This is a genomic window from Acidovorax sp. 59, assembly GCF_002754175.1.
GTDB classification, from domain to species: domain Bacteria; phylum Pseudomonadota; class Gammaproteobacteria; order Burkholderiales; family Burkholderiaceae_C; genus Acidovorax; species Acidovorax delafieldii.
This window is the reverse complement of record NZ_PEET01000001.1, coordinates 3,691,808-3,710,046: the sequence shown is the minus strand read 5'-3', so window position 1 is coordinate 3,710,046 and position 18,239 is coordinate 3,691,808. Positions and strand designations below refer to the sequence as shown.

The 18,239-nt window shown below is 65.5% G+C and carries 15 protein-coding genes; 11 read left to right on the top strand and 4 right to left on the bottom strand.

The window, feature by feature from the left end; genetic code table 11:
• Positions 1-113 precede the first annotated feature (113 nt).
• From CLU87_RS16900 to tal, 4 genes are all read left to right on the top strand, one after another.
• Positions 114-1,142: an ABC transporter substrate-binding protein gene (locus CLU87_RS16900; RefSeq protein WP_099731193.1), complete on the top strand. Its 1,029-nt coding sequence runs from the start codon at positions 114-116 to the stop codon at positions 1,140-1,142.
• Positions 1,143-1,238: 96 nt separating this feature from the next.
• Positions 1,239-3,389, top strand: a complete 2,151-nt coding sequence (locus CLU87_RS16895; protein ID WP_233193806.1) for an iron ABC transporter permease — start codon at positions 1,239-1,241, stop codon at positions 3,387-3,389.
• 27 nt (positions 3,390-3,416) lie between these two features.
• Positions 3,417-4,499, top strand: a complete 1,083-nt coding sequence (locus CLU87_RS16890) for an ABC transporter ATP-binding protein (protein ID WP_099731192.1) — start codon at positions 3,417-3,419, stop codon at positions 4,497-4,499.
• A 7-nt stretch (positions 4,500-4,506) separates the two neighbouring features.
• Positions 4,507-5,454 carry a transaldolase gene (gene tal, locus CLU87_RS16885; RefSeq protein ID WP_099731191.1) on the top strand — a complete coding sequence of 316 codons (948 nt, stop codon included), beginning with the start codon at positions 4,507-4,509 and terminating at the stop codon, positions 5,452-5,454.
• A gap of 940 nt (positions 5,455-6,394) precedes the next feature.
• On the opposite strand, the gene CLU87_RS16875 is transcribed toward tal, so the two are convergent.
• Together CLU87_RS16875 and CLU87_RS16870 are read right to left on the bottom strand one after the other, a co-directional pair.
• On the bottom strand, positions 6,395-7,792 hold the full coding sequence (locus CLU87_RS16875; RefSeq protein WP_056744047.1) for a sensor histidine kinase: 1,398 nt from the start codon (positions 7,790-7,792) through the stop codon (positions 6,395-6,397).
• Positions 7,793-7,929: 137 nt separating this feature from the next.
• Positions 7,930-8,646 (bottom strand): response regulator transcription factor, encoded by a 717-nt coding sequence (locus CLU87_RS16870; RefSeq protein ID WP_099731189.1) that lies wholly within the window; start codon positions 8,644-8,646, stop codon positions 7,930-7,932.
• Between the two features lie 174 nt (positions 8,647-8,820).
• On the opposite strand from CLU87_RS16870, the gene CLU87_RS16865 reads away from it, so the two are divergent.
• The 7 genes from CLU87_RS16865 (at position 8,821) to CLU87_RS16835 (ending at position 16,265) form a co-directional block, all read left to right on the top strand.
• Entirely contained in the window at positions 8,821-10,071 is a 1,251-nt protein-coding gene (locus tag CLU87_RS16865) for an ABC transporter substrate-binding protein (RefSeq protein ID WP_099731188.1), read from the top strand.
• Positions 10,072-10,194: 123 nt separating this feature from the next.
• Entirely contained in the window at positions 10,195-11,313 is a 1,119-nt protein-coding gene (locus CLU87_RS16860) for a carbohydrate porin (RefSeq protein ID WP_099731187.1), read from the top strand.
• 197 nt (positions 11,314-11,510) lie between these two features.
• Positions 11,511-12,389: a carbohydrate ABC transporter permease gene (locus CLU87_RS16855; RefSeq protein ID WP_099731186.1), complete on the top strand. Its 879-nt coding sequence runs from the start codon at positions 11,511-11,513 to the stop codon at positions 12,387-12,389.
• Positions 12,379-13,248, top strand: coding sequence for a carbohydrate ABC transporter permease (locus CLU87_RS16850; protein ID WP_099731185.1), 870 nt, complete (start codon positions 12,379-12,381; stop codon positions 13,246-13,248). The genes CLU87_RS16855 and CLU87_RS16850 overlap by 11 nt, the downstream gene beginning before the upstream one ends.
• 279 nt (positions 13,249-13,527) lie before the next feature.
• Entirely contained in the window at positions 13,528-14,589 is a 1,062-nt protein-coding gene (locus tag CLU87_RS16845; RefSeq protein WP_056744052.1) for an ABC transporter ATP-binding protein, read from the top strand.
• A 273-nt stretch (positions 14,590-14,862) separates the two neighbouring features.
• A complete protein-coding gene (gene glk / locus CLU87_RS16840; RefSeq protein WP_099731184.1) occupies positions 14,863-15,840 on the top strand; it encodes a glucokinase in 978 nt (325 codons plus the stop codon).
• On the top strand, positions 15,837-16,265 hold the full coding sequence (locus tag CLU87_RS16835; protein ID WP_099731183.1) for a VOC family protein: 429 nt from the start codon (positions 15,837-15,839) through the stop codon (positions 16,263-16,265). Before glk ends, CLU87_RS16835 begins: the two co-directional genes overlap by 4 nt.
• An 86-nt stretch (positions 16,266-16,351) precedes the next feature.
• Here CLU87_RS16835 and CLU87_RS16830 read toward each other — a convergent pair whose 3' ends face one another.
• A complete protein-coding gene (locus tag CLU87_RS16830; RefSeq protein ID WP_099731182.1) occupies positions 16,352-17,356 on the bottom strand; it encodes a transketolase family protein in 1,005 nt (334 codons plus the stop codon).
• A complete protein-coding gene (locus tag CLU87_RS16825; protein WP_099731181.1) occupies positions 17,353-18,210 on the bottom strand; it encodes a transketolase in 858 nt (285 codons plus the stop codon). The genes CLU87_RS16830 and CLU87_RS16825 overlap by 4 nt, the downstream gene beginning before the upstream one ends.
• Positions 18,211-18,239 lie beyond the last annotated feature (29 nt).

Sequence of the window (18,239 nt, the reverse complement as noted above, 5' to 3'; positions counted from 1 at the left end):
ATCCCTGCCTTTCAACCTGCTTGCACGGGGCCTGGGCGTTTCCCCCCTGGCCCGGGCAGGCCCTGCACGCATAGCATCCTCCATCACGTTATCCAGATACTGAGGAGCCTTCCATGCGCAAACCCTTGCTGACAAAACTTCTGGCCGGTGCGGCCCTTGTGGCCGCTGCATCGGGCAGCTGGGCCCAGGGCCAGGTCAACATCATCTGCTCGGTGCAGGCCGAGTGGTGCAACCTGATGTCCACGGTGTACGCCAAGACCACCGGCACCAAGGTCAACATGACGGCCAAGGGATCGGGCGAGGCGCTGGCGCAGCTCAATGCCGAGCGCGCCAACCCCAAGACCGACATCTGGTTTGGCGGTACGGGCGACCCGCACCTGCAGGCGGCCGAACAGGGCCTGACGCTCGAATACAAGTCGCCCCAGCTCGCGCAGCTGTACCCTTGGGCACAAAAGCAGGCGGCCGATTCCAAGTACCGCACCGTGGGCGTGTACCTGGGCCCGCTGGGTTTTGGCTACAACAAGGAGCTGCTGGCCAAGCGCAAGCTCAACCTCCCCCAGTCATGGGCCGACCTGCTCAAGCCTGAATTCAAGGGCGAGGTTCAGATGGCCAACCCGGCCTCTAGCGGCACCGCCTACACCATGATCGCCACGCTGGTGCAGATCATGGGCGAGGAAAAGGCGTTTGAATACCTCAAGGCCCTGCACCCCAACATCAGCGCGTACACCCGTTCAGGCACGGCGCCTGTCAAGGCGGTTGCACGCGGCGAGACCACGGTGTCCGTGAGCTTCGTGCACGACGTGACCACCGAGGCGGTCAACGGCTTCCCCGTGGGCTCGGTCACACCTTCTGAAGGTACTGGCGCCGAGGTGGGCTCCATGAGCATCGTCAAGAACGGCCCCAACACCGAGGCGGCCAAGAAGTTCTACGAATGGGCGCTCACGCCCGGCGGCCAACAGTTTGGCCTGGCGGCCAAGCAGTTCCAGCTGCCCAGCAACACGCAGGTGCCCAAAGACCCGCGCATGACCGATCCGGCCAAGATGAAGCTCATCAACTACGACTACGCCAAATACGGCGCCAGCGCCGAGCGCCGCCGCCTGATTGCGCGCTGGGAAAAAGACGTGCAAAACGCAACGCGCTAAGGGGTGGTGGTGTCGGCAGCAGCGGCGGCGCACGCAACCCTTCGGACCAGGACTCCCGGTGCCTCGGTCAACCGGCCCCTGTGGGTCTGGCTGGCCATGGGCGCACTGGGGTACCTGGTGTTCCCCTGGTATGCACAGCAGGACGCCAATGGCCTGCTGGCGGTGGGCCAGGTCTTCAGCAGCGAGCAGGCGGCCAACGGGCTGATGCAGGCGGCCTTGTTCGGGCGCCCCTGGCTGTGGCTGGGCCTCGCCGGGCTGGTGGTGGCGGGCCTGGGGGCCTGCCTGCCCGCCGGGCGCAAGCAGGGTGCCCTGCTGGTGGCGGGGGGGGCGCTGGGGCTGGCGGCCCTGCTGCTCAGCGGCTTTGCGATTGGCGCGCGCGGCTGGGCGTTTGAATGGATGAACAACAGCCTGGGCGAACTGGGCGCGCGTCAGCCCGGCATGGGCTGGGGCGGGTTTGTGGTGCTGTCGGCGCTGCTGGTGCTGCTGTCTTTTGGGGTGGCACGGCGGGGCTTCTTCAAGGGCGATCTGTTCGTGGCGGCTGCGGTGGTGGGCTGTGGCAGCCTGCTCGCGCTGTTCATCGTGTTCCCGGTGCTCAAGGCGCTGTCGGCTGCGTTTTTTCTGGAGGACGGCCCGTTCTCGCTGGCCGTGGTGTGGGAGCGCATTGCGCACGAGCGCAACTTCAGCCTGTCGTGTCTGGCGGGCGGCCAGCGCTGCGGTGTGGCCTGGAACACGCTGTTCCTGGGCTTGATGACGGCCACCAGCACCACGCTGCTGGGCACCTTCATGGCCCTGATGGCCGAGCGCGCATCGCGCCGCTATGCGCGGCCGCTGAACATCGTGGCGCTGCTGCCCATCATCACGCCGCCGTTTGTGGTGGGCCTGGGGCTCATCCTGCTGTTTGGCCGCGCAGGCGTGTTCAACCAGTTTCTGGAATACGCGTTTGGCATCACGCCGTCGCGCTGGTTCTACGGCTGGCTGGGCGTGTGGGTGGCGCAGACCTTTGCCTTCACACCCATTGCTTTCATGATCATGCGTGGCGTGGTGCAGGGCGTGGCGCCCAGCCTGGAAGAGGCCGCGCAAACGCTGCGTGCCAGCCCGCACCGCACCTTCATGACCGTGACCCTGCCGCTGCTCAAGCCGGGCCTGGCCAATGCGTTCCTGGTGGGCTTCATCGAAAGCATGGCCGACTTCGGCAACCCCATCGTGGTGGGCGGGCAGTTCTCGGTGCTGTCCACCGAAATCTTCTTTGCCATCGTGGGTGCGCAGTACGACCAGGGCCGTGCCGCGTCGCTGGCCTGGATTCTCACGTTCTTTGCGCTCACCGTGTTTGCCATCCAGCGCGGCTTGCTGGGCAAGCAGAACTTCACCACCGTATCGGGCAAGGGTGATGCAGGCATTGCCATGCCGCTGCCCACCGGTGTGCGCCGCGTGGTGCACTCCATTGCACTGCCCTGGATGGCGTTCACCCTCATCGTGTACCTGTTTGCTCTGGCCGGCGGCTTTGTGCAGACCTGGGGGCGCGACTACACCATCACGCTGGCGCACTTTCGCACGGCGTTCAGTGTGGAATGGGGCGAGTTTGGTGTGGTGTGGGCGGGCACAGCGTGGAACTCGTTCTTCACCACGCTCAAGCTCGCGGCCATCTCGGCGCCGCTCACGGCCACGCTGGGCATCGGCATTGCGTGGCTGCTGGCGCGCACCGAGTTCCGGGGGCAGGGCGCGTTCGAGTTTGCAGCGCTGCTGGCTTTTGCCATTCCCGGCACGGTGCTGGGCGTGAGCTACATCCTGGCGTTCAACGTGCCGCCGTTCGAGCTGACGGGCACGGCACTCATCATCGTGCTGTGCTTCATGTTCCGTAACCTGCCGGTGGGCGTGCGGGCGGGCACGGCGGCGTTCAAGCAACTCGACCGGTCGCTGGATGAGGCGTCCGTCATGCTGCGCGCAGGCAGCGTGCAGACGCTGCGCCATGTGGTGCTGCCGCTGCTCAAGCCCGCCCTGGTGGCTGCACTGGTGTACAGCTTTGTGCGAGCCATCACCACCGTGAGCGCTGTGATCTTCCTGGTCACGGCCGAGAACGAGCTGGCCACCACCTACATCATCGGCCGCGTGGGCAATGGCGACTATGGAGTGGCGCTGGCGTACTGCACGGTGCTCATCGTCCTTATGTCGGCCTCCATCGGACTCATTCAGCTGTTGGTGGGTGACCGCAAACTGGGCCGCCGTGGAGCCGCTCCCGCTGCGCACTGACACCTCTGACAAAAAAGAAAACACGCCATGAACAACAACGACGCGGGCATCGTGTTCCGCAACATCACCAAGCGCTACGGCAGCGACAGCAGCGCGGCCTTGGCCGTCAAGGGCATCAGCTTTGAGGTGCCGCGCGGCACGCTCACCACCATCCTTGGCCCCTCGGGCTGCGGCAAGACCACCACCTTGCGCATGATCGCGGGGCTGGAATCGCCCACTTCGGGCGAGATCTTCATCGCAGGCCAGGACGTGACCACGCTGGGCCCCGCGCAACGCAATGTGAGCATGATGTTCCAGAGCTACGCGTTGTTCCCGCACATGAATGTGGTGGAGAACGTGATGTACGGCCTGCGCATGTCGGGCCAGCCCAAGGAGCAGGCACGCACCAAGGCGGTGGAGGCGCTGCGCGGCGTGGGCCTGGTGGGCTATGACGACCGCCTGCCCAGCGAACTTTCGGGCGGACAGCAGCAGCGCGTGGCCCTGGCCCGCGCGCTGGTGCTGGAGCCCGAGGTGCTGCTGTTCGACGAGCCCCTGTCCAACCTCGACGCCCGCCTGCGCCGTGAGATGCGTGAGGAAATCCGTGCCTTGCAGCAGCGCCTGTCGCTCACGGTGGCTTACGTCACACACGACCAGGCTGAGGCCATGGCGGTGAGCGATCAGATCATCGTGATGAACCAGGGCCTGATTGCGCAGAAGGGATCGCCGCGCGCGCTGTACGAAACCCCGCACAGCGAGTTCGTGGCCGGTTTCATGGGCGAGGCGATGCTGTTCCCCGCCGTGGCCGACGCTGACGGCACGGTGGCACTCGGCCCGCTGGTGCTGCGCCCCCGCATGGCGGTGAAGAGCGGCCCTGTGAAGGTGGCGGTGCGGCCGGAGGCCTGGCGCATTCATCGCCAGGGCGCGGGCCTGCTGCCCGCCCGGCTGGACAAGCGGGCGTACCTGGGCGCGGTGTACGAATACACCTTCGAGACCGCGCTGGGCCACATCTTTGTGGTGTCGTCCGACCTGGATGATGTGCTGGCCGTTGGTGATGACGTGCAACTGAGCCTGGGTGCCCACGGCGTATCGGTGGTTGGTAGTACCGAAGGTGCCCAACGTGATGCGGAATAATGGCGCCATGAACCAACTCGACGCCCTCAAACAGTTCACCACCGTGGTTGCCGACACCGGCGACTTTCTGCAACTGGCCCAGTTCCGTCCGCAGGACGCCACGACCAATCCCTCGCTGATTCTCAAGGCGGTGCAAAAGCCCGAATACGCGCCGCTGCTCAAGGACACCGTCGCCAAGTGGCAAGGGCGTGCGATGGACGAGGTGATCGACCGCCTGCTGGTGCGTTTTGGCTGCGAGATCCTGACCCATGTACCCGGCCGTGTTTCCACCGAAGTGGATGCCCGCCTGAGCTTTGACACCAGCGCCACCGTCACGCGCGCCGAGCGCATCATCGAGCTGTACCGGGCAGAAGGCATCCACATCGACCGCGTGCTCATCAAGATCGCAGCCACGTGGGAAGGCATCCAGGCGGCCGCCCAGCTGGAGCGCAAGGGCATCCACACCAACCTCACGCTGCTGTTCTCTTTTGCCCAGGCCGTGGCCTGCGGCCAGGCCAAGGTGCAGCTGATCTCGCCGTTTGTGGGCCGTATTTACGACTGGTACAAAAAGCAGGCAGGCGCGAGCTGGGACGAGGCCGCGCGCGCGGGCGCCAACGACCCGGGCGTGCAGTCTGTCACGCAGATCTACAACCACTACAAGCGTTTCGGCATCGCCACCGAGGTGATGGGCGCGAGTTTCCGCAATGTGGGGCAGATCACGGCGCTGGCCGGGTGCGACCTGTTGACCATTGCCCCCGAGCTGTTGGCGCAGCTGGCTGCGAGTGATGCGCCGTTGCAGCGGGCGTTGGATGCGGAGGCTGCCAAGGCGATGGACCTGCCTGCGGTGAACTATGACGAGGCGGGGTTCCGGTTTGCGTTGAATGAGGATGCGATGGCGACCGAGAAGCTGGCTGAGGGGATTCGGGCGTTTGCGGTGGATGCTGTGAAGCTGGAGAAGCTGATCCTCGCGGCTTGAGGTTTGTTTTTGTATTGGGGCGGCTGGTGCCTGGGGTGCAGGTGCTGGCCGCTTTTGTTTTTGGCTATTCGCAAGGCTACGTGCTTATCAGGCGGTGTGCCTGGTTTGAGTGCGGAGGCCGGGAGTCGCCCGGCGAGCGAGTAACTTTCTTTTGCTTCGCCAAAAGAAAGTCACCAAAGAAAAGGCGACCCCCAGTCTGCGACCCCTGCGCTTCGCTCCGGGGCAAACCTGCAGCGGTGCGGCTGCGGGGTGCGCCGTGGAACTCGCTTTGCGCTGCGCGCGCCGCTCGGACAGCCACGGCGAGCCAGTTCACGAAGCATGGGCGCTTCGACGCCCATGCCACCCCGCAACCGCCCCGCCGCAGGCGCAGCCAGCAGGGGTGGGGCAACCGAACATCCCAACAACCGAACAGCCGGACATCCATTCGGGCCATCGCTGCGCTCGGCCCAGGCTGCGCAGCGCGTAGCGCTTGCGCCCGCGAGGTGTGGCCGAGCGCAGCGATGGCCCGTGTGGATGTTCTGCTCCCCTGGCCCCTCTGGTTGCGCCGAGGAGCGCAGGGTTTGGCCGATCAGGGCTCGCGTGTGTCTGAGCGACGCGCAGCGGCGCGAGTTGAGCGAGACCCCGCCAAACCCAAGCACCGCAGGTTGCCCCGGAGCGAAGCGCAGGGGACGCAGACAGTGGGGTCGCTTTCTCTTTGGTGACTTTCTCTTGGCGAGACAAGAGAAAGTTACTCGCCTGCCGGGCGACTCCCGGCCTCCGCCCTCAAAGAAAGCATGTCATTCGATGCGCACAAGCCCCCAAGACTCAGCGCGCACACCAGACGCATGAAACCGTCAATTTCCGCTGGAAATCTTCAGCCCAGACGTGATGGAGTTCACTATAAAAATCATAGCTGCCAAGGCATGAAGCACTAGCGCATCCAGCCAAAAACACCAAAAACTCACCCCGCAGGCAGCCGCATCCCCACCCGCAACCCCTTCGGCACCACCCCTTCCGCCACCGTCCGCCCCCCGTGCCGCAGCGCGATCTCTTCCACGATCGACAGCCCCAGTCCGCACCCCCCCGCCTTGTCCGACCCACGCCAGAACCGCGCAAACAGATCGCCCAGGTGCTCGGCCGGCACGCCCGGTCCATCGTCCTCCACCACCAGCAGCGCCCAATGCCCCGGCTCTTCATGGCCCACGCGCACCGTCACCGTGGCGCCGGGGCCCGCGTAGTGCAGCGCGTTGTCGATGAGGTTGTTCAACGCCTCGCGCAGCAGCAGCGGGTGGCCCTGCGCGGGCAGGTGGTCCACGCCCTCGTAGCCCAGGTCCATGCCCTGGGCCAGGGCGCGGGCGGCCCATTCGCGGGCCACCTCGCGGGCCAGGGCGGCGAGGTCGATGGACTGCATCTCCACGTTCGACTCTGAGCGCGCCAGTTGCAGCAGCTGGTGCACCAGGTGCGCGCTGCGTTGCGCGGCCGACAGCACCTTTTGCAGGCGGGCCTGTACTGCGGGTTCGTGGCTCTCATGCAGGGCCAGCTCGGTCTGGCCGATCAGGCCTGCGAGCGGCGTGCGCAGCTGGTGGGCAGCGTCGTTCAGAAAACGCTTTTCCTTTTGCTGGCCACGCGCCACGGTCTCCAGCAGGCGGTTGATGGTGCTGGCCAGCGAATGCACTTCCTGCGGGGCAGAGGTCAGCTCTATGGGCGGAAGCGGCGTGGTGCCCGTGTGGGGCTGCGCGCCTGCGCGCTCAATTTGCGCCTCCAGGCGCTTCAAGGGCTGCAGGCCGCGCAGCACACCGGCGTACACCACGGCGCTCAGGGCCAGGCCCATCAGGCCCATGGGGAACACCATGCGCTCCAGCAGTTCCTGCGCAATGCGCTCGCGCACCGTGAGGCTCTGGGCCACCTGAACGCGCAGGCGCTGGCGGGTAGAGGCGGTGCCGTAGTCCACATCCAGCAAGGCCACGCGCACCGGTTTGTCATCCACCCGCGCCTGGTACAAAAACGCCTCGCCCACCGCCACATCAACCTGGGCGGGCGGTGGCGGCAGCTGCGCGTTGCCCAGCAAAAAGCGGCCGGGCGGAGACGACACCATGTAGGTGATGCGGTCGGCCGGGTCCTGTTCCAGGATGTCCTGCGCGGCCTTCGGAAAGTCCACCAGCAGCCCATCGCCAATCGGCTTGATCTGCCGCGCCAGCGCCCGCACTGACTGGGTCAGCGTCTGGTCAATGCCCTTCTCGCCGTTCTGCAGCGCAATGCGCCACGCCAGAAACCCACCCGACAACCACAGCACCAGCTGCGGCAGCAGCAGCCACAGCAGCAGCTTGCGTTGAAGAGAAACACCCGGGACGTGACGCATGAATGGCCGTAAAAATTAAACGGCGCGCGTCTTGCAACTGGCGCGACCAAGGCCAGTGCCGCCGCGCAAGGGCCGCCCCGCCGCGCTGGCGGCGTCCCCCCCACGGGGGGAAGATGCGTAGCATCTCAGGGGGGGCTTCATGGCTTGTTCAGCATGTACCCCAGCCCCCGGATATTGCGGATCACCAGATTGGACTGGTCGAGCTTCTTGCGCAGGCGGTGCACATACACCTCCAGTGCATTGGAGTTCAGCGGGGCGGCGGTTTGGCCCGGCTCGGGCGGGCTGGCGCGCCAGGCGGCCAGCACGTCGTCGCGCGTGACGACTTCGCCACAGCGGTGGGCCAGCAGCTCCAGCAGCTCCCACTCGCGCTGGGTCAGCTCCAGCAGGTCACCGTTCAGGGCCGCGGCATGGCTGGCGTGGTCCAGCACCAGGGGGCCGATGGTGGTGCTGACGGCGCCCGCAGCGCTGCTGGCCTGGGTGAAGGCGGGCTGGCGCGCGCGGCGCAGCATGGCCTGCAGGCGGGCCTGCAGCTCCTGCATGTTGAAGGGCTTGGTGATGTAGTCGTCGGCCCCGGCGTTCAGGCCCAGCACGCGGTCGTCGACGCCGTCGCGGGCGGTGAGGATCAGCACGGGCAGGCCGGCAATGTGCGCGCGGGCCCAGGTCAGCAGTTCCATGCCGTCGGCGCCGGGCAGGCCCAGGTCCAGGATGATGCCGTCCACCGCCTGCGTCTGCAAAAGCGCCATGGCCTGCGCCACGCTGCTGGCGGTGCAGACGCTGTAATCGAGTTGCTTGAGCTGGCCGGTGAGAGCGTCGAGCAGGAGGGCGTCGTCTTCGACAATCAGTATCGTGGCCATGGATTGAGCATAACAAAGGCCCCTGCAACGGGCCCTCTGTGGGGCCGCTGCGACTCTCAGGGAAAGCCCTGAGAATTAAATTAATTATTGTAATTAAAGTACCGACTGCGCTGAACGGCACCGGTATCACGGCGCAGCAACGGGTTCTGAAAACAACGTCGAGGAGACAAGGGTATGTGGAAGATGACAAAGATCGCCGCACTGGCGGTGGGCCTGGCGGCCGCGATGTCTGCCAGCGCGGGGGAGGTCGAGGTCCTGCACTACTGGACATCGGGCGGCGAGGCCAAGTCGGCTGCCGAGCTCAAGAAGATCATGCAGTCCAAAGGCCACACCTGGCGCGACTTTGCCGTGGCTGGCGGCGGTGGCGACAGCGCCATGACGGTGCTCAAGAGCCGCGTGATCTCGGGCAACCCGCCCTCGGCCGCCCAGGTCAAGGGCCCGGCCATCCAGGAATGGGCGTCCGAAGGCGTGCTGGCCAATGTCGATGCGCTGGCCAAGACCGAGAAGTGGGACGACGTGCTGCCCAAGGTGGTCGCCGACGTGATGAAGTACAAGGGCAGCTACGTGGCTGCCCCGGTCAACGTGCACCGCGTGAACTGGCTGTGGGCCAGCTCCGATGCGCTGAAGAAGGCGGGCGTGGCCAGCATGCCCAAGACCTGGGACGAGTTCTTTGCCGCTGCCGACAAGCTCAAGGCCGCAGGCCTGGTCCCCGTGGCCCATGGCGGCCAGAACTGGCAGGACTTCACGACCTTTGAATCCGTGGTGCTGGGCGTGGGCGGTGCCAAGTTTTACCAGGACGCCCTGGTCAAACTGGACGACAAGGCCATCAACAGCGACACCATGAAGAAGTCGCTGGAGACCTTCCGCCGCATCAAGACCTACACCGACCCGGGCGCTCCCGGCCGCGACTGGAACCTGGCCACAGCCATGCTCATCCAGGGCAAGGCGGGCTTCCAGCTGATGGGTGACTGGGCAAAGGGTGAGTTCATCGCGGCCAACAAGGCGCCGGGCAAGGACTTCCAGTGCGTAGCGGCACCAGGCACGGCCAACGCGTTCACCTTCAACGTGGACTCGTTCATCCTGTTCAAGCTCAAGGACGCAGCAGCACAGAAGGCGCAGAGCGACCTGGCCAGCTCCATCATGAGCCCTGAGTTCCAGGAGGTGTTCAACCTCAACAAGGGCTCGATCCCTGTGCGCACCGGACAGAAGATGGACAAGTTTGACGACTGCGCCAAGCTGTCCAGCAAAGACTTTGCCGACACTGCCAAGAGCGGTGGCCTGGTGCCCAGCGTGGCCCATGGCATGGCGATTGCGCCTGCCACCGAAGGGGCGATCAAGGATGTCGTCAGCCAGTTCTGGAACGACGACAAGGTGAGCGTCGCCGACGCCATGAAGAAGATCGCGGCCGCCGCGAAGACCAAGTAAGCCGTGTACGACACACATACCTACACGCACTAAAACCAACCCCAGAGGGATCCCATCATGAAGACAAGAAACCGCCTCACGGCGGTGGCTTTGGCCGCCGCATGCGCGAATGGCGCCTTTGCTATGGACGTAGCAGGCTTTGAGTTCAACGGCTACTCCCGCGGTGGCCCGGTGTTCAACCACTCCGATGGCGTCAAGGGCAACCTGACGCTGGGCGGCGAACTGCAGAAGTACCGCCTGGGCAACGAAGGCGACAACGGTATCGAAGTCAACTTTGCCAAGGGCTTCGAGGCAGGTGGCGTCAACTGGAAGGTGAACTACATGCCCGCCAAGTGGGGCAGTGGCGACATCAGCACCGAACAGGCGTTTGTGGAAATGAGCGGCTTCTCGTTCTCGCCCGAAGCCAAGTTCTGGGTCGGCCAGCGCCGCCTGCGGATCCAGGACGTGCACATCGTCGACTACTTCCTGCTGAACTACGGCGACAACATCGGCGCTGGTGTGACCGACGTGCCTGTGGGCGGCATGAAGCTGGGCGTGGGCGTGTTCTCCGGCGACAAGTTTGACGGCGGCCTGCCCAACAACGTGAAGGCACACCGCATCAACGCCGACCTGTCCGAGATCAACACCAACCCCGGCGGCAAGCTGCGGGTGCTGCTGACCGCCGTTGGCGGCAAGAACCAGGTGGGTGGCGGCTCCGGCTCTGGCATCTCGTTGATGCACACACAAAAGGAGTTCCTGCTGCCCAGCATCAGCAACACGCTGTATTTGCAGACATCGCGCGGCCATGCCCGCATCGACGGGGAGTTTGAAGCCATCGAGGGCACCAGCGCAGGCAAGCGCGCCACCCGCATTGCCGACTCCATCAACTGGCAAAGCGGCCCGTTTGGCGGCCAGGCCCTCATTGGCTACCAGACCAACAAGGCTGACCTGACCGGCGTGGAGACCAAGGACTTCTCGCTGGGCGGCCGTGGCTCGTACGCGTTCACCAAGAACTTCAAGGGCCTGGTGGAGTTGTCCACCACCACCCGCAAGGGCAGTGGTCCGGACCAGCGCCTGTCCAAGGTCACGCTGGCGGGTGCCCTGGCACTGAATGAAGACTTCTGGTCGCGTCCTGAGCTGCGTCTGTACGTGACGAAGGCCAACTGGAACCAGGCGGCGGCTGTGGCCAACGCAGGCACCTTTGGCGCCAATGGCAAGACCTCGCGCACGCTGGTGGGCGTGCAGTACGAGGTGTGGTGGTAAGAGGGAGAGAGTGAGTAGCGAGTTAGTTTGAGGTAGACACTTTGTTCATTGGGGGGTGCTCTGTGCGCACCCCCCTTTTTTCATGTGACACAAAGTGGATGTGTGAATGAGTGAAACGGTGATTCAGTGACTGATCGAGACACCGCGTACCGCGCGCGCAGCGTGTGCAGTGCGTACGCAAGAGAGATTCGCAAGCAATGAAGAATTCCTTTGAAACCTGGCTGCCCAGGCTGGTGGTGACCCCGGCGTTTGTGCTGGGTTTTGCCTTCATCTATGGCCTCATGGTGTGGAACGGCGTGCTCAGCCTCACCGCATCGCGCATGCTGCCCAACTACGAATGGGCGGGCCTGGCGCAGTACGAGCGCCTGTGGGAGATGGACCGCTGGTGGGTCGCCCTGAAGAACCTGGGCATTTTTGGCGTGGGCTATGTGGGCGGATCGCTGGTGATTGGTGTGGTGCTGGCCGTGCTGCTGGACCAGAAGATCCGCGCCGAGGGCGCGCTGCGCACCATCTATCTGTACCCCATGGCGCTGTCGTTCGTGGTGACCGGCACGGCCTGGAAGTGGCTGCTGAACCCCGGTCTGGGCATCGAAAAGATGGTGCGCGACTGGGGCTTCACGAACTTTGAGTTTGGCTGGCTGGTGGACACCGAGATGGCGATCTACTGCGTGGTCATCGCCGGCATCTGGCAAAGCGCCGGGTTTGCCATGGCGCTGTTCCTGGCCGGGCTGCGCGGCATTGACGACAGCATCATCAAGGCCGCGCAGGTCGATGGTGCCTCGCTGCCGCGCATCTACTGGCGCATCGTGCTGCCCGCGCTGCGGCCGGTGTTCTTCTCCACGCTCATGGTGCTGTCGCACCTGGCCATCAAGAGCTTTGATTTGGTGATGGCGCTGACGGCGGGCGGCCCCGGTTTTTCCACCGATGTGCCCGCCACCTTCATGTACACCATGTCGTTCTCGCGCGGGCAAATTGGTCTGGGCGCGGCCAGCGCCACCATGATGCTGGCCACCGTCGCGGCCCTGGTGATTCCTTACCTTTACAGCGAACTGCGGACCAAAGCCCATGACCGCTAAGCCCTCCTTGTTCCCTTCTGTGGGCCGCCTGCTGGTCTACACGGTGCTGGCCCTGGCCACCGCCTTCTTTCTGCTGCCGCTGTACGCCATGCTGGTCACCTCGTTCAAGGACGCCGAGGAGATCCGCAGCACCTCGCTGCTGGCGCTGCCCGCTGCGCTCAACTGGTCGGCCTGGGGCACGGCATGGTCCAGCGCCTGCACGGGGGTGGACTGCAACGGCTTGCGCCCCTTCTTCTGGAACTCGGTGGCCATGGCCGTGCCAGCGGTGCTCATCTCTACCGTGTGGGGCGCGCTCAACGGCTATGTGCTGAGCCTGTGGAAGTTTCGCGGCAGCGACACCTTGTTTGGCCTGCTGCTGTTTGGCGTGTTCATGCCCTTCCAGGTCGTGCTGCTGCCCATGAGCCAGGTGCTGGGCTGGCTGGGGCTGTCCAGCTCCATCACCGGGCTGGTGCTGGTGCACTGCCTGGCGGGGCTGGCCGGCACCACGCTGTTCTTTCGCAACTACTACGCGGCCATCCCCAAGGAGCTGGTGAACGCGGCACGCATGGATGGCGCAAGCTTCTGGCAGATCTTCTGGCGCATCGTGCTGCCGCTGTCCACGCCCATCGTGATGGTCACGCTGATCTGGCAGTTCACCAACATCTGGAACGACTTTCTGTTCGGTGTGGTGTTCTCGGGCACCGAGTCCAAGCCCATCACCGTGGGTCTGAACAACCTGGCCAACACCAGCAGCAGTGTGAAGGCCTACAACGTGGACATGGCGGCCGCCATCATCGCGGGCCTGCCCACGATGGTGATCTATGTGCTGGCGGGTAAATTTTTTGTGCGCGGGCTGACGGCCGGCGCGGTCAAAGGGTAGGAGAGCCTGTTATGTACTTTTACGCGCCCACGTTGGGCCCTCAGGCCTGTGATCGCAAGGCGCAGTCTGCCGCCGCCAAGGTCGGGACCTTGGCAAGGACTGCAACGCCGCGAGCGCTGGCCTGTGGGCCCAACCCTTCGGGAAAGCCGGGGAAAGGCCCGGCCACGTTGTTGCAGACCGCTTGCGGTATCCATACCGCGGCGCGTCCTGCGCCTAGTTGCCGGGCCTTTCCCCGGCTTTCGTGGGCACGTAAAAGTGCATAACAGGCTCTCATCAATCATGGCGTCATCACTCGACATTGCAGGCATCAACAAGCGCTTTGGCAAGGGCGACAAGAGCGTGGAGGTGCTGCGCAAGGTGGACATCCACGTCGCGCCCGGCGAGTTCCTCATCCTGGTCGGCCCCTCGGGCTGCGGCAAGTCCACGCTGCTCAACATCATTGCGGGGCTCGACGAACCCACCGAGGGCGAGATCCGCATTGGCGGCAAGAACGTGGTGGGCATGCCCCCGCGCGACCGCGACATCGCCATGGTGTTCCAGAGCTATGCGCTGTACCCCACGCTGAGCGTGGCCGACAACATCGGCTTTGCGCTGGAGATGCGCAAGATGCCCAAGGCCGAGCGCCAAAAGCGCATCGACGAAGTGGCCGCCATGCTGCAGATTAGCCACCTGCTGGACCGCCGGCCCAGCCAGCTCTCGGGCGGCCAGCGCCAGCGTGTGGCTATGGGGCGGGCGCTGGCGCGCCAGCCGCAACTGTTCCTGTTCGACGAGCCGCTGTCCAACCTGGACGCCAAGCTGCGCGTGGAGATGCGCGCCGAAATCAAGCGCCTGCACCAGGCCAGCGGCATCACCAGCGTGTACGTCACACACGACCAGGTCGAGGCCATGACGCTGGGCTCGCGCATCGCGGTGATGAAGGGCGGTGTGGTGCAGCAGCTGGGCACGCCGGACGACATCTACAACCGCCCGGCCAACACCTATGTGGCGACCTTCATCGGCTCGCCCACCATGAACCTGCTGCGCGGTGCGGCCACGGGGGGGCAGTTTGGCATCCAGGGCGCAGCGTTGAACCTGGCAGCCCCCGCCAGTGCCAACGAGGTGCTGCTGGGCGTGCGCCCCGAGCACCTGGTGATGCAGGAGACGGCCCCGTGGCGCGGCCGCGTCAGCGTGGTCGAGCCCACAGGCCCCGACACCTATGTGATGGTGGACACGGCCGCAGGCAGCGTCACGCTGCGCACCGACGCCCAGACCCGCGTGCAGCCCGGCGATGCCGTGGGCCTGGCGGTAGAGCCCGCCAACGCCCACTGGTTTGACGCCAGCAGCGAGAATCGGCTGGCGTGAGCCGCGCGGCGCAAGCGCCGCCGGATCGTTGCATGTAGTGTGCTGTCCCGCAAATAGCTGCACATGAAATCGCGTCCTCACCCCCAGGGCTGCGTTGCAAATCCTCGCGATAGCGACGGCTATCACTGCGGTTTGCGCCTTGCTCTGGGCGCGATGTCATCGATTTCATTTCGTGCAGCTATTTGCGGGACAGCACACTAGTTGCTATTGAAACAATAGCTGCTAGCGCATGTTCTACTAGCGCTAGCAGCTGTTTTTGCTTAAAAACACCGCATGACACCCCTGCGCCTGCTGGCCGATATTGGCGGCACCAACATTCGCCTCGCCTGGCAAGACCAGCCCGATGGCCCCCTGCACGACACCCGTGTGCTGCCCTGCGCACAGTTCCCCACGGTGGACGCCGCACTGGCGGCCTACCTGGCCGAAGTGAACATCGCCACCCCGCGCGAGGCGGCGTTTGGCATCGCCAACCCGGTCACGGGCGACGCCATCCGCATGACCAACCACAGCTGGAGCTTCTCGCAGCGCGCCGTGCGCGAGGCGTTTGGTTTTGAGCGGCTGGTGGTCATCAACGACTTCACCGCACTGGCGCTGGCGCTGCCCCTGCTCACGCCCGAGCAGCTGCGCCCCGTGGGCGGCGGTGTGGCCGTGCCGGGCGCTGCGATTGCGCTGCTGGGCCCGGGCACGGGCCTGGGGGTGTCGGGCCTGGTGTTTCCGCCCGGCTCGAGCCTGGGGGTGCCGCTGTCCGGCGAGGGCGGCCATGTCACGCTGGCCGCGCAGACCCAGCGCGAGTTCGATGTGCTGGGCATTCTGCAAGAGCGCTACGGCCACGTGTCGGCCGAACGCGCCGTGTGTGGCGCCGGGCTGGTGGACCTGTACCACGCGCTGCGCCGGCTGGCTCAGCGCGGTGGCAAGGAAGTCAGCTCCGCCGCACAGGTGACCGAGCTGGCGCTGCAGGCCAATGACCCGCTGGCGCTGGAGGCGCTGGAGCTGTTCTGCGGCTTTCTGGGCAGTGTGGCGGGCAACCTGGCGCTCACGCTGGGTGCGCGCGGTGGCGTGTACCTGGGCGGCGGCATGGTGCCGCGACTGGGCACGTGGTTTGACCAGTCCCCGTTCCGCGCACGGTTTGAATCCAAAGGGCGCTTCCAGTCCTATCTGGCGACCATTCCCTGTTGGGTGATTGACCCCAGCGCCACGCCCGCGCTGTTTGGCGCATCGCGTGCGCTGGACATTACGGGCTCGGACGCATGAGCAGCAACAGCGCACCACCGCCCATGCTCCGGCCCACCGGCGTGCACCATGTGGCCATCATCGCCAGCGACTACACCCGCTCCCGCCGCTTCTACACCGAGGTGCTGGGCCTGCAGGTGGTGCACGAGCACTACCGCGCCGAGCGGCAGTCGTACAAGCTCGACCTGCAACTGCCCGATGGCACGCAGGTGGAGCTGTTTTCCTTTCCTGAACCGCCTGCGCGCCCGTCCTACCCAGAGGCCTGTGGCCTGCGCCACCTGGCCCTGCGCGTGGCCGACATGGCGGCCAGTGTCGCTGCCCTGGCGGCACATGGCGTGGCCGTGGAGCCGGTGCGCACGGACCCGTTCACCGGGGCGCTGTTCACCTTTTTTGCCGACCCGGACGGGTTGCCGATCGAGCTGGTGGAAGAGGGCAGGGCGCGGTAACCTGCACATCGCTGCAACGCCACAGCAACACGGAGTGGCCATTGCGCTGGCGCAGAGAGTGCGGACCTGCCCCCCTGGATACGGCCCTATTTCAACCACGCCTTGACGCGCGCCGACAACGCCTCGGTGCTAATGCCGTAGCGGTCGTGCAGCGTGGGCAGGGCCCCCGCATCCAGGTAGGCATCGGGCAGCCCCGCCAGGCGGAACCGCGCGGGCTGTACGCCGTTCTGCAGCAGCGCGCTGGCCACAGCCTCGCCCAGGCCGCCAACCATCGAATGGTTCTCGGCCACCACCACCAGGCGCGGCTTGCGCTGCACCTCGGCCAGGATGGTTGCGGTGTCCAGGGGCTTGATGGTGGGGCAGTGCAGCACGCCCACGCCGATGTTGTCGGCCTGCAACGCCTTGGCCACCTCTAGCGCGCGCATGGTCAGGAAGCCGCTGGAAATGATGAGCACCTCGTCGCCATCCACCAGGCGCTTGGCCTTGCCCAGCTCAAACTGGTAGTCGTACTCGTCCAGCACCAGCGGCACATTGCCGCGCAGCAGGCGCATGTAGACCGGGCCGTTGTGCGCCGCCATCTGCGGCACGGCCTGCTCGATGTCGAGCGCGTCGCAGGGGTCGATGATGGTCAGGCCGGGGATGCCGCGCATCATGGCAATGTCTTCGGTGGCCTGGTGGCTGGGGCCGTAGCCGGTGGTCAGGCCGGGCAGCGCGCAGCACATTTTCACGTTCAGGTTTTCTTCGGCAATCACCTGGTGGATGAAGTCGTACGCGCGGCGTGTGCCGAACACCGCATACGTGGTGGCGAAGGGGATCAGCCCTTCCTTGGCCATGCCGCCCGCCGCGCCCATCAGCAACTGCTCGGCCATGCCCATCTGGTAGAAGCGCTCCGGGTAGGCCTGCGCAAACAGGTGCAGGTCGGTGTACTTGGCCAGGTCGGCGGTCATGCCCACGATCTCGGGGCGGTTCGCGGCCAGCTCGACCAGCGCTTTGCCAAACGGAGCGGCCTTGACGCGCTGCCCCTCGCCCGCAATGGAGGCGATCATGGCGGAGGTGGTCAGGCGCGGTTTTTTCTCGGCAACGGTGTTCATGCGGCGGCTCCTTCGGGGGCGTTCTGGTCGAGGATGGCGAGGGCCTGCTGCCACTCGGGCGGATCGACACGGATGAAGTGGTTCTTGTCACGCGTCTCCAGGAAGGGCACGCCCTTGCCCATCAGCGTGTTGAACAGGATCACACGCGGCTTCTTGGGCCCTGTCAGATTTCGCGCGGTGTCAAAGGCCGCCAGTACGGCAGCCAGGTCGTTGCCATCGACACGCTGCACATGCCAGCCAAAGGCCAGCCACTTGTCGGCCAGCGGCTCGAAGCCCAGCACTTTGCTGCTGGGGCCGTCTGCCTGCTGGTTGTTGATATCCACCAGACAGATCAGGTTGTCGAGCTGGTGGTGGGCCGCCGACATGGCGGCCTCCCAGGTAGAGCCTTCGTCCAGCTCGCCGTCGCTCATGGAGTTGTAGACGAACGCGGGATTCTTTTTCTGCTTCAGGCCCAGCGCCATGCCCACACCGATCACCAGGCCCTGGCCCAGCGAGCCGCCCGAGATTTCCATGCCCGGTGTGTATGTGGCCATGCCGCTCATGGGCAGGCGGCTGTCGTCGCTGCCGTAGGTTTCGAGTTCGTCCTGCGGGATCACGCCTGCTTCGATCAGCGCCGCGTAGTGGGCGATGGCGTAATGGCCGTGCGACAGCAGGAAGCGGTCCCGCCCCTCCCAGGTGGGGTCTTGGGGCTGCAGGTTCAGCGCGTGGCCGTAGGCCACGGCCAGCACATCGGCCCAGCCCAAGGCCTGGCCGATGTAGCCCTGGCCCTGAACCTCACCCATGCGAACGGCGTAGCGGCGGATGCGATGGGCGCACCGGGCCAGCGCCTGCAGTTTGTCTGCGGCGGAAGTCATGGAGTTCTCCTGTGTGAAAGCGGGGAAGA

What these genes read in the sequence shown, in the direction of transcription:
- CLU87_RS16900 (WP_099731193.1), top strand. Translation starts at nt 114, where the DNA reads ATGCGCAAACCCTTGCTGACAAAACTTCTGGCCGGTGCGGCCCTTGTG.
- CLU87_RS16895 (WP_233193806.1), top strand. Translation starts at nt 1,239, where the DNA reads ATGGGCGCACTGGGGTACCTGGTGTTCCCCTGGTATGCACAGCAGGAC.
- CLU87_RS16890 (WP_099731192.1), top strand. Translation starts at nt 3,417, where the DNA reads ATGAACAACAACGACGCGGGCATCGTGTTCCGCAACATCACCAAGCGC.
- tal (WP_099731191.1), top strand. Translation starts at nt 4,507, where the DNA reads ATGAACCAACTCGACGCCCTCAAACAGTTCACCACCGTGGTTGCCGAC.
- CLU87_RS16875 (WP_056744047.1), bottom strand. Translation starts at nt 7,792, where the DNA reads ATGCGTCACGTCCCGGGTGTTTCTCTTCAACGCAAGCTGCTGCTGTGG.
- CLU87_RS16870 (WP_099731189.1), bottom strand. Translation starts at nt 8,646, where the DNA reads ATGGCCACGATACTGATTGTCGAAGACGACGCCCTCCTGCTCGACGCT.
- CLU87_RS16865 (WP_099731188.1), top strand. Translation starts at nt 8,821, where the DNA reads ATGTGGAAGATGACAAAGATCGCCGCACTGGCGGTGGGCCTGGCGGCC.
- CLU87_RS16860 (WP_099731187.1), top strand. Translation starts at nt 10,195, where the DNA reads ATGGACGTAGCAGGCTTTGAGTTCAACGGCTACTCCCGCGGTGGCCCG.
- CLU87_RS16855 (WP_099731186.1), top strand. Translation starts at nt 11,511, where the DNA reads ATGAAGAATTCCTTTGAAACCTGGCTGCCCAGGCTGGTGGTGACCCCG.
- CLU87_RS16850 (WP_099731185.1), top strand. Translation starts at nt 12,379, where the DNA reads ATGACCGCTAAGCCCTCCTTGTTCCCTTCTGTGGGCCGCCTGCTGGTC.
- CLU87_RS16845 (WP_056744052.1), top strand. Translation starts at nt 13,528, where the DNA reads ATGGCGTCATCACTCGACATTGCAGGCATCAACAAGCGCTTTGGCAAG.
- glk (WP_099731184.1), top strand. Translation starts at nt 14,863, where the DNA reads ATGACACCCCTGCGCCTGCTGGCCGATATTGGCGGCACCAACATTCGC.
- CLU87_RS16835 (WP_099731183.1), top strand. Translation starts at nt 15,837, where the DNA reads ATGAGCAGCAACAGCGCACCACCGCCCATGCTCCGGCCCACCGGCGTG.
- CLU87_RS16830 (WP_099731182.1), bottom strand. Translation starts at nt 17,356, where the DNA reads ATGAACACCGTTGCCGAGAAAAAACCGCGCCTGACCACCTCCGCCATG.
- CLU87_RS16825 (WP_099731181.1), bottom strand. Translation starts at nt 18,210, where the DNA reads ATGACTTCCGCCGCAGACAAACTGCAGGCGCTGGCCCGGTGCGCCCAT.